The following is a 10,595-nucleotide window of genomic DNA, read 5'->3' as shown; positions in this document are numbered from 1 at the left end:
TCGCAGGTTGTCGAGCTCCAGCAGGACGGCGGGTAACCAAGCCATGCAACGGAGCACGGCTTGCGCGATTTTTGGTAATGGACAATTATCTTTCCGTGCCCGCTGATGGCCACCGTTATCCGACTGAAATCCATCATGCATACACGACGCCTTCCAGGGCTACCACGCCCACGATCTACGAACTCAACGCGGCCTTGAACACTCCCAACGAGCAGACCGACTCAGCCCAAGCATGGCGTCAAGTTCTTGACGCCTTAGCATGCGACGATCTCGACGTTATCTCGGCTCACTACCAAGACAGGGATGGCAAGGACATTGGACTGCTTTGGCGGCATTCGCCAGATGCCAACCCGGTACCATGCGGGACGGACGCGATTGCGATCCGGGAGACGATGTGGGTTCGCGAAGATGACTGGATCAGCGAAGATATTGACGCTATCATGGACCGGCTAAACAACATCAACGGCCTTGAGCTCACGATCGAAGAACGACGCGAAAGTCGGTACCTCGTGGTACGGGTAAAGGGCGGATAACCATCCGATGCACCGGAGTCGGGCTTGCGGCCGTTTTCAAATGGAACATCAACTCTCCCGACCCGGTGATCGGTACCGTTCATCGACTCTCTTGCTCTGACGATTCGGTTGACGGATTCCGTGGGCTTCGATTGCGGTTCTTGCTCGGTCGGATTCCTTGCTCGGTCGGATTCCTTGTTCGGTCGGATTCCTTGTTCGGTCGGATTCCTTGTTCGGTCGGATTACTTGTTCGGTCGGCGTGCATCGATCTGCTCGCCCATGCTCATTGCTCTTGGCTTGGCGTCGCAAGAACATTGCTCGGCCCGTCGCTACGCAGTAGACTGAATCACAACATCACGATGGTGATTAGGCATTACCGAATGCGCAAACGTCGCGATGAACAATACGATGCACAACAGCGGCGGATCGCCTTTACTTTCAGAATCTAATCGCCCGCCGCCGCGATGTGATCGTCAACGTTATGGCAATTGAATCTCAGCTAGACCGAATTGCCGAGAAGTTTGAGCGTCTACGCGATTCAGACCCACGTTGTCGCGTGGGAAGCTCTGGTGAACATCAATACGAATTGAATGTCCCAATCAGCGAGCAGGAACTCGCCGAACTTGAACGGTCACACGGTGTTGAATTGCCGACTGACTACCGAGCGTTCATCACCACTTTCTCGAACGGCGGCGCTGGACCAATCTACGGACAATTCACGGTCCAAGATGCGTTTGCCGAATACCTGACGCCCAGCAAACCCTTTCCGTACGAAACTGGATGCCGCATTGAATACTCGCACTCGCATTCGGGTGATGATCTCAAACGACTTCGTGAATTCTACAAAGATCCCGCTAATCAATACGGCAAGATAGTGCTAGGCGAGATGGGCGACGGCATGATGACCGATTTGATCGTGACCGGGATGGCTCGCGGTCAGGTTTGGATCGATGATCGTACGACTGAATGGGGCGGTCTATACCCATGCGACACGTTCGGTAACAAAGAGCCGCTTTGTTTTGTAGACTGGTACGAGACGTGGCTCGACCGCGCAATCGCGAGGAAAGACGTGCCATAACCATGTCGTGAACCGAAGGACCGCATGACGCGTTTACAAATGGAAACCACATTGGCGGTCCTCGGTTACGACCGCCGTTATCCGATTGAAGTCATCACACAATTGACAGCGAAGCTTTGCGTCATCCCACGCCATCCGAATCGCTCGCTACGCTCACGTGGTTGCAAGCATTGCTACCCACGGCGTTCTCAATAGCGGGTTCAGTCGTTCTGATTGCGTGCGCACTTCATGTTCGGTCGGATCACACGAATCGCCAACCTGTGATTACTTATGCAGGACCACTCGCTGAATGGATGCCCGGGATTGCTTGGCTTGGCTGGCTGCTGTCTTTCATCGGCATTGGTTTCGCAATCGGACTTTTGGGGCATTCGCGCTCACGCAAACGCATCGCCATTTATGCCGGGATGTATCTCGCCATCGCAAACTTTGTTTGGGGTCTGATCTATGTAGCTGCGCTGCTTGAGGACTGATGTTTGCGTGTTTTGATTCTTGCTCGTCGGTTGCTGATGCACTAAGCTTTTTCGTATATCGGGTCGCTCAACGCTTCCCACAAGACGTCGGATAACCAAGTCGTGCACCTGAGGACGGCTTGCGTGGTTTCACGATTGAAAATCAATCGTCCGTCCCAGGTGACGGCAACCGTTATCCGACTGACGTTGCTCGACTTTTTCGTCTCCCTCAACATGAAACCAATAGCAAAATCTATCACGATCGTAGCCGGTGTCGCACTCTGGGTGCTCTTGGTCAAACTTAATTGGGGCCTTGCACTGTTCCTCGTTTCGCTCACTCCACTCGCCCTTGGTGTCGCACGTCTATCCCGTCGTCCGACGCCAAACCGCTGGGATACTTTTTGGTTGATCTCAGGTGGACTGCTACTTCTCTACGCACTTTCCCCTGGTCCGTACGCTGGCTGCGGGCAACTTTACTACCAATTCACCGGTTCGCCTGGCTTCTGGGGCGGTGCGTTCTCGCATGTCTACAGCCCTCACATGGCGTTATCGGTCGGCCGCTTCGGAAGCGAGCAATTCAACACCGGACTGTGGGATTACATCGTACAATGGCAAATCCTTTGTTCATCAACGTGACCCGAACTGCCATGGACTCAAGGCGGCGGATAACAATGTCGTGCACACGGAGCACGGCTTGCGCGTTTTCACAAATGGAAAGTTGTCTCTCCGTGCCCGGTGACGACCGCCGTTCGTTGGACTTGCACACTCGGAAGGACTCGATTTGTACTCGATTGATGACCAGGATCGACTGGTTCCTCTTGAAGAAATTCCCGCATGCGACATTGGCGCTCCGTTGCCGTCAATGGTTGCGACTGAACACTACACTGCAGTTTGCTACCTTGCCGCGGAACCGCCACCTGATGGCTGGCATGGCCAATACATCACTGTGGTTGATCATCGAAAGAACGAACGTATGGTTGTCGTTCTCGAATTTCGCATTTGCGCCGATGTTCGATTCGGCTGGTTTCCTGACGAGAACACGCTTCCCAATCATCCACTATCACCCATTGGGCTTGACACATATTCGGCTTACGAAGTTGAGAACTCGTCTTGGGTCCGCAAACTCACAAAACTCGAATCTGGGAATCGAGATCGCGAGCTGAGTACAAAGCGTCATTTCATTTTTACATTCCACGATAGCTCGATAGAATGCGTTGCTGACTCCTATGAATTTCGCATACAACCAGGGTCGATCCAATCGGCTCTAGCCGATCTGGTTGCCGTAATCGGCGATGGCAAGTAAATTCGCAAAATCGGATTGCGGTGGCCGACCGGTTAGCACGCCCAATCTGCCAACGAACAATGCGATGAACCGAAGTCGCGGTAGCCGGGCGATTTCGCAACGGACAATCAATTCCCGCGACTCGGTTATCGCCGCCGTTATCGCAACGACGCTTCTCAACTCAAGCTACAAGCCTTAGTGATCCTAGGGGCTTCATAGGCGTTTAACGACAAATGAAATGCACGGAATGCGGGAGGGTAACCCTCCGTCAAGACGCGATGAATTGCAGGGACTGCGGGCACCGCTTCGCTAACGCACCTCGCGACGATCTTCTTACTGGCATTTCTAGTGCCCACTGCTCGCAACAGGTCTTTCTCCGGGATGCGTCAAATACGGGTTCGCTTCGGCCACGAAAATTCATTGCTGCCTTAACCATGCTTCAGGGTGTCATTGGCGTCTTCGGAGCCATTGTCGTCGCTGCACTTGCTTTCGCTTCGCCCCCGAGCCTGCTGACGATTTCTCTTTTAACAACAACGATTGTTTTTCGAGGTTTCTGTGGACTTGCCGGCGGCATTCTGCTGTGGCAAGGAAGACGGAAAGGCTACCAGTTCTCCGTGGGATGCTGGATGTACCTAACACTCGTTGGATTGCTCGCCCTGGTTCAACTGTTTTTCGTTGACCTGTCTGCCCCGTACATGATGCGGCACGTTGGCTCTACCATCGGCAAGCTGCTTTTTGGCTCCGCATTCACTTACGTTCTCTTAGCAGACCTATTAAACTCAAGTTCGTTGGCTTTTCGTAAGCCGCAGCAAATGTAAAACACTCTGCGAGAGGGTTCTTGCGATAACCATCGCATGCAACGGAGGACGGGTGGTTCGTTTTCAATTCTGCTTGCAAGCGGTTCGCCCGTCCCCGCTGATGCGTTACGTTATCCCACGTAAGAACACACACAACGCGAACTCCCGCCATTGAGATTCTCCCTCGCATTTTTGATTGCACTTGTTGCTTATGCTGCAATCGGTTTCGCTTCTGTATCTGCTCCTTCGCTAGTGTGGGCACAAGCAGTTCGGGTACTGGCCGGACTGCTCTGTGCGACTGCGATTCTCCTTGGGTACGACCGTCGTGCTAAACCGCTGCTTGGCTTCGGCGTATTCTGCATCGTCGCATCGGTCTTTTCCGGACGCCCTGAGGTAGCGGTTGACTCACCTTTCTTGCCCGCGTCGGTTCTTTCTGATCCAATGCTCGGAAACCATCTCGCAGAGATCACTCGATGCCACATCACAGTTGCTGCTGGCTTCATTGGCTACCTGATTGGGATCGTGCTTCAACGCGGATGCGTCCCGATGCAAAAGGGATAACCATGGCGTGCAACGGAGCGGCGGTGGTTAGCTTTTCCGTTTGCTTGCACGTCGTTCGCCGCCGCCCGCTGACGCCTACCGTTATCGGACTGACGTCTCAGGTGTTTGACGCTTGCACTAGCGATTACTGCAACGCTCGAGTGTAAATTTTTCGTTCTGCATTTGCGTTAGCGAATTTGCGATCCAAACGCCTTAATCCTCCGTTCGCGACTGCTACACCCCGCGCCGCTCGCAGTCCTTGATCGTGTTTGCTGTTGTCGTTTGCTGATCCAACGACAACGTTTTCGATCCTTCGCTTACCGTTAACAAGCGCCGTCGAAAGACAATGCCCGTTTACTTGCCGACCCGATCAACGCCCAATTGCTTGCCGCGTGAACCAACGCTCGCTAAACTGTGGCGGCGTGGCAACGACTGCCCGATGCTCGACCAACGCCCGTTCATAAATGCCGATAACCAACACATGCACCGGAGTGGCGGTGGTCACGTTTCTTTGAAATCACGTCAATCGCCGCCACCCGGTGATGTGAAACGTTATCCGACTGACTCCCTCAGGTGTCCGGCGTATTTCTTCGCACAAGCGATCGCCTCAACCTTCGATTGCGAATTGGTCGTTCGGCTTTTGCGTTAGTGAATCGACGCGTCAAACGTTTTGATCCTCCGTTGGCGTCGGCCGCAACGCTGGTTGATCGCTGACTGACTTCGGTCTTTACGGCTGGCGTTTGCCGATGGCATCACAACGGTTCTGATCCTTCGATGAACGGAATTGCTTGCCTGGAACTTTAGAGCCCGCTAGACTCTGGCGACTTGAAATCCACTGCCCAACACTCGATCAATGCCCGTCGATAAAGCGGATAACCATCGGTTGTACCGGAGCGGCGGTGGTCGCGCTGTTTTGAAATCACGGCACTCGCCGCCGCCCGGTAAACCGTAACGTTATCGGACTGACGTCTCAGGTGTTTGACGCTTGCACTAGCGATTACTGCAACGCTCGAGTGTAAATTTTTCGTTCTGCATTTGCGTTAGCGAATTTGCGATCCAAACGCCTTAATCCTCCGTTCGCGACTGCTACACCCCGCGCCGCTCGCAGTCCTTGATCGTGTTTGCTGTTGTCGTTTGCTGATCCAACGACAACGTTTTCGATCCTTCGCTTACCGTTAACAAGCGCCGTCGAAAGACAATGCCCGTTTACTTGCCGACCCGATCAACGCCCAATTGCTTGCCGCGTGAACCAACGCTCGCTAAACTGTGGCGGCGTGGCAACGACTGCCCGATGCTCGACCAACGCCCGTTCATAAATGCCGATAACCAACACATGCACCGGAGTGGCGGTGGTCACGTTTCTTTGAAATCACGTCAATCGCCGCCACCCGGTGATGTGAAACGTTATCGGACTGACTCCGCAGATGTTCCGCTTATTTGCTTGCACAAACGATTACTGCAACGCCCGATTGGAAAGTTGTCGTTCGGCATTTGCGTTAGCGAATCTGCGATTCAAACGTATTGATCCTCCGCTTGCGCTTTCCTCCCTCCAAGCCGCTCGCAATTCTTGAACGTGTTCGCTGTCTTCGTTTGCTGATCCAACGACAGCGTTTTCGATCCTTCGTTCACCGTCAACAAGCACCGTCGGACGATAATGCCCGTTTACTTGCCGACCCGGTCAACGCCCGATTGCTTGCCGCGCGAACCAATGCCCGTTAAGCTGTGGCGACGTGGTTGCCACTGCCCGGCACTCGATCAACGCCCGTCGATAAATGCCGATAACCATGCCATGCACCGGAGTGGCGGTGGTTACGTTTTTTTGAAATCACGTCAACCGCCGCCACCCGGTGATGGCCACCGTTATCCGACATACTCCCTCAGGTGTCCGGCGTATTTCTTCGCACAAGCGATCACTTCAACCTTCGATTGCGAATTGGTCGTTCGGCTTTTGCGTTAGTGAATCGACGCGTCAAACGTTTTGATCCTCCGTTGGCGTTGGCTGCAACGTTGGTTGATCGCTGACTGACTGCGGTCTTTACGGTTGGCGTTTGCCGATGGCATCACAACGGTTCCGATCCTTCGATGAACGGAATTGCTTGCCTGGGACTTTAGGGCCCGCTAGACTCTGGCGACTTGAAACCCACTGCCCAACACTCGATCAATGCCCGTCGATAAAGCGGATAACCATCGGTTGTACCGGAGCGGCGGTGGTCACGTCCTGTCGAAATCACGGCCTTCGCCGCCGCCCGGTAAACCGTAACGTTATCGCACCTTAGTTTTGACCCGCGAAGGTTTCGCCAGCGGCGATGGCTCATCTTTTTGATGGTTGCTGTCACCCAAGGGGCCGAAGGCTGTTCTGACCCAACGCTTTTGATCACTCCGCTTCAGCGTCGGTCGTGTGCTTGCAACGATACCTTTGTCATTCCATTCGGCGATCGACTCGATCACGCATCCACGCTCACGGCTTCCGCCAGAACTCACGCGGCCAAACCCGCTTCACCTTAAAGACTTGACCTCGGTCTTGGTGTTAGACTGTGTTTGCCGTGCGACCTGAGCAAATGGCTCTGATAAAAGCGATAACCAACGGATGCACACGGAGCGGCGGTGGTTGATTTTTACAAGTGGTTGCCGAACTCCCGCCGCCCGGTGATCCTAAACGTTATCCGACTGAATCATGAACGATGACCTGTGGCCACGCGAGAAGAAGTGGTCTGACCTTTATCTCCGCTCCGAAAAGCTGCACCGCGCGAAGCAGCTCGGCATGGAATACCCACGCGTGCAAGGGCATCACCAAATCGAACAACATGCTGTAAACGTCCTGTTCATCTGCTCAAAGAACCGCTGGCGTAGCCCAACCGCGGAGAAGATGTACGCTGACCACGACCTGTTTCGGGTGCGCTCGGCTGGCACCAGTCGGTCCGCAAATCGCGTTGTTCGGTCCGGAGACCTCAAATGGGCAGACGTTGTGATCGCCATGGAACCTAAGCATGTTTCACGCCTGCGGGCCGACTTCCCTGGCGAGACGCGATACTTGGACATACACTGTGCTGATATTCCCGACGACTACCGATTCATGGACCCGGAGCTGCAGGGCCTCATCGCTGATGCGGTCACCCGTATTCTCCCGGACCACGCAAACGGCGGATAACCATTCGATGCACCGGAGTCGGGCTTGCGGCCGTTTTCAAATGGAACATCAACACTCCCGACCCGGTGATCGGTAACGTTATCCGACTGAAATGTGAGGAGTTCACCGCTACCATGATCGCTGATGCCATACGCAATCTGTCCTAAGTGCGGCCAACGAATGCACTTGAACGTGGGTGCCGCTGATATGCGGCAATGGTACGCTGAGCACTACCCAGGCACTCCTTACGGCGACCCTGTTCCACGTGACTGCCACGATTGCTGGAGAGCGGAACGCGGCATACCAATTCCGGAGGACGAACTTGCTCATCGCGAATCCGTTGCTGCTGGTACGGCGCGATCGTATCCCGCAGATGGGCCGCCGTGTCCCAAATGTGGCGTCAATCTACGCACCGCGAGGTCAAGGCAATGCTTTTCGTGTGGTGCTGACTGGCACTGATTCTTCCCGTACAATACCACGTTCGGCTACTGACCATCCTGGCTTGCCGAGAACGGCGGATAACCATCCGATGCACCGGAGTCGGGCTTGCGGCCGTTTTCAACTGGAACGTCAACACTCCCGACCCGGTGATCGGTAACGTTATTCGACTTAAGACTGCATGACTAACGCATACCAAAAAGCGATGTCACGATCAGACCTCAGTCATTGGGTCGTTCATTTTGTCCGAACACATAACCTCATCTCCCCGGGCAGGTTGGGCACCGCTGCTGACGCCCTTCAGAGCATCTTCAAAGAGAACTTTGTCCGTCCATCTCTCCAAAACCATGTGACCAAGTACGTTCCGCAAGGGGCTGCCTGTTTTTATGACGCACCGCCAGCAATATGGCCGGAGATCATGGAAACAAACAACAAGAGGCAACCGCTTGGCATTATCTGCCACAAACACACTTTCTGGTGGTTGGGTGGACGACCTGTTATCTACTCCGAACACCAAGAACCTTCAATTTGGCCTGAATCGGAACGATTCAGGGTCGTGGAAACCAATCCGTTTCGGACTCCAGACCCGCTTGACTGGACACATGAACGTGAATGGCGAATCAAAGGGGGGTTGAGCTTAATTCAACCAACAATTCCAAATATTTGGTGGTGGCCCGTTGTTCCAGCCGAAAACTGGTTGCCATACTTATGGGAGAATTACCCCGGTATTACCGATGTATACGTCGTTGAATCGAAACGAGTCGTTCAACGTTCACCACAAAACGTCGAATAACAAAAAAATGCACCCGAGTCGCGAAGTCGGGCGTTTTGACAATGGAGAATCTCTCGTCGCGACCGGGTGATTTTAGACGTTCGTCGTGTGACTCCTCACAAAAGGATTGCGCAGACGAATCCAGGCTCGTGATGGGTGCGCTCAACGGCGGCGAGGGGACGCACGGGCGTGGCCTTGATCGACTCGCACGGCGCCGTCGAGCGAAGACATGCTCGGATTTGGTGGCGTTTGGCGGCACGATGGTGGAATGGCGCTGCTGATTGGTGCGCTGACGAACCCGCCCTCGAAATATTGCGATCGGAACTCAAGCTCGACCATTGGAGACACGCCTTTTGACTTGGGCCGCCTCGCTCCGGTAAACTACGACGAACCAATCGGTGCACGCGAGCACTCGAAAATGAGTTTGGCAGTGGTTGCCGATCCGCTCGTGCCGCGTGACCGTGGTCGTTATCCCACGTAAGAACACACACAACGCGAACTCCCGCCATTGAGATTCTCCCTCGCATTTTTGATTGCACTTGTTGCTTATGCTGCAATCGGTTTCGCTTCTGTATCTGCTCCTTCGCTAGTGTGGGCACAAGCAGTTCGGGTACTGGCCGGACTGCTCTGTGCGACTGCGATTCTCCTTGGGTACGACCGTCGTGCTAAACCGCTGCTTGGCTTCGGCGTATTCTGCATCGTCGCATCGGTCTTTTCCGGACGCCCTGAGGTAGCGGTTGACTCACCTTTCTTGCCCGCGTCGGTTCTTTCTGATCCAATGCTCGGAAACCATCTCGCAGAGATCACTCGATGCCACATCACAGTTGCTGCTGGCTTCATTGGCTACCTGATTGGGATCGTGCTTCAACGCGGATGCGTCCCGATGCAAAAGGGATAACCATGGCGTGCAACGGAGCGGCGGTGGTTAGCTTTTCCGTTTGCTTGCACGTCGTTCGCCGCCGCCCGCTGACGCCTACCGTTATCCGACTGAAATCCATCATGCATACACGACGCCTTCCAGGGCTACCACGCCCACGATCTACGAACTCAACGCGGCCTTGAACACTCCCAACGAGCAGACCGACTCAGCCCAAGCATGGCGTCAAGTTCTTGACGCCTTAGCATGCGACGATCTCGACGTTATCTCGGCTCACTACCAAGACAGGGATGGCAAGGACATTGGACTGCTTTGGCGGCATTCGCCAGATGCCAACCCGGTACCATGCGGGACGGACGCGATTGCGATCCGGGAGACGATGTGGGTTCGCGAAGATGACTGGATCAGCGAAGATATTGACGCTATCATGGACCGGCTAAACAACATCAACGGCCTTGAGCTCACGATCGAAGAACGACGCGAAAGTCGGTACCTCGTGGTACGGGTAAAGGGCGGATAACCATCCGATGCACCGGAGTCGGGCTTGCGGCCGTTTTCAAATGGAACATCAACTCTCCCGACCCGGTGATCGGTACCGTTACCCGACTGAAGAATCGTGTCTAAACGCACTCGCAATTTGAAGCCTGAGCGATTGCCGCGGGAACCTGATTTCAACCCGAACGGCAACGATCTTGACGCTGCATGTGCTTGGCGTAACTTCGG

Annotated in this window: 8 protein-coding genes; 6 read left to right on the top strand and 2 right to left on the bottom strand. The window is 54.4% G+C overall.

The features are described from left to right. The 4 genes from Poly59_RS29010 to Poly59_RS28995 form a co-directional block, all read left to right on the top strand. Positions 1-533 (top strand): hypothetical protein (locus Poly59_RS29010; RefSeq protein WP_222436201.1); only part of this gene is annotated, 533 nt, incomplete at its 5' end. 460 nt (positions 534-993) lie between these two features. Beyond that, entirely contained in the window at positions 994-1,590 is a 597-nt protein-coding gene (locus Poly59_RS29005) for an SMI1/KNR4 family protein (protein WP_146537612.1), read from the top strand. Positions 1,591-1,850: 260 nt separating this feature from the next. Continuing rightward, positions 1,851-2,060 (top strand): hypothetical protein, encoded by a 210-nt coding sequence (locus Poly59_RS29000; protein ID WP_146537611.1) that lies wholly within the window; start codon positions 1,851-1,853, stop codon positions 2,058-2,060. 213 nt (positions 2,061-2,273) lie between these two features. Continuing rightward, a complete protein-coding gene (locus Poly59_RS28995; RefSeq protein WP_146537610.1) occupies positions 2,274-2,675 on the top strand; it encodes a hypothetical protein in 402 nt (133 codons plus the stop codon). A 2,353-nt stretch (positions 2,676-5,028) separates the two neighbouring features. On the opposite strand, the gene Poly59_RS30515 is transcribed toward Poly59_RS28995, so the two are convergent. After that, the gene (locus Poly59_RS30515) at positions 5,029-5,163 is read right to left on the bottom strand and encodes a hypothetical protein (RefSeq protein WP_261343575.1); all 135 of its coding nucleotides are present in this window, start codon (positions 5,161-5,163) and stop codon (positions 5,029-5,031) included. Between the two features lie 717 nt (positions 5,164-5,880). Beyond that, entirely contained in the window at positions 5,881-6,015 is a 135-nt protein-coding gene (locus Poly59_RS30510; RefSeq protein WP_261343575.1) for a hypothetical protein, read from the bottom strand. Positions 6,016-7,332: 1,317 nt separating this feature from the next. Between Poly59_RS30510 and Poly59_RS28990 the strand changes: the two genes are divergently transcribed. Together Poly59_RS28990 and Poly59_RS28985 are read left to right on the top strand one after the other, a co-directional pair. Beyond that, entirely contained in the window at positions 7,333-7,806 is a 474-nt protein-coding gene (locus Poly59_RS28990; protein ID WP_222436200.1) for a low molecular weight protein tyrosine phosphatase family protein, read from the top strand. Between the two features lie 2,127 nt (positions 7,807-9,933). After that, positions 9,934-10,392 carry a hypothetical protein gene (locus Poly59_RS28985; protein WP_186776603.1) on the top strand — a complete coding sequence of 153 codons (459 nt, stop codon included), beginning with the start codon at positions 9,934-9,936 and terminating at the stop codon, positions 10,390-10,392. Positions 10,393-10,595: the final 203 nt, after the last annotated feature.

The organism is Rubripirellula reticaptiva (genome assembly GCF_007860175.1).
Taxonomy (GTDB): Bacteria; Planctomycetota; Planctomycetia; order Pirellulales; family Pirellulaceae; genus Rubripirellula; species Rubripirellula reticaptiva.
This window is presented reverse-complemented; position numbering and strand designations above follow the sequence as displayed.

Coding starts and splice junctions, on each gene's coding strand:
- Poly59_RS29005 (WP_146537612.1), top strand. CDS start 994: ATGGCAATTGAATCTCAGCTAGACCGAATTGCCGAGAAGTTTGAGCGT.
- Poly59_RS28995 (WP_146537610.1), top strand. CDS start 2,274: ATGAAACCAATAGCAAAATCTATCACGATCGTAGCCGGTGTCGCACTC.
- Poly59_RS28990 (WP_222436200.1), top strand. CDS start 7,333: ATGAACGATGACCTGTGGCCACGCGAGAAGAAGTGGTCTGACCTTTAT.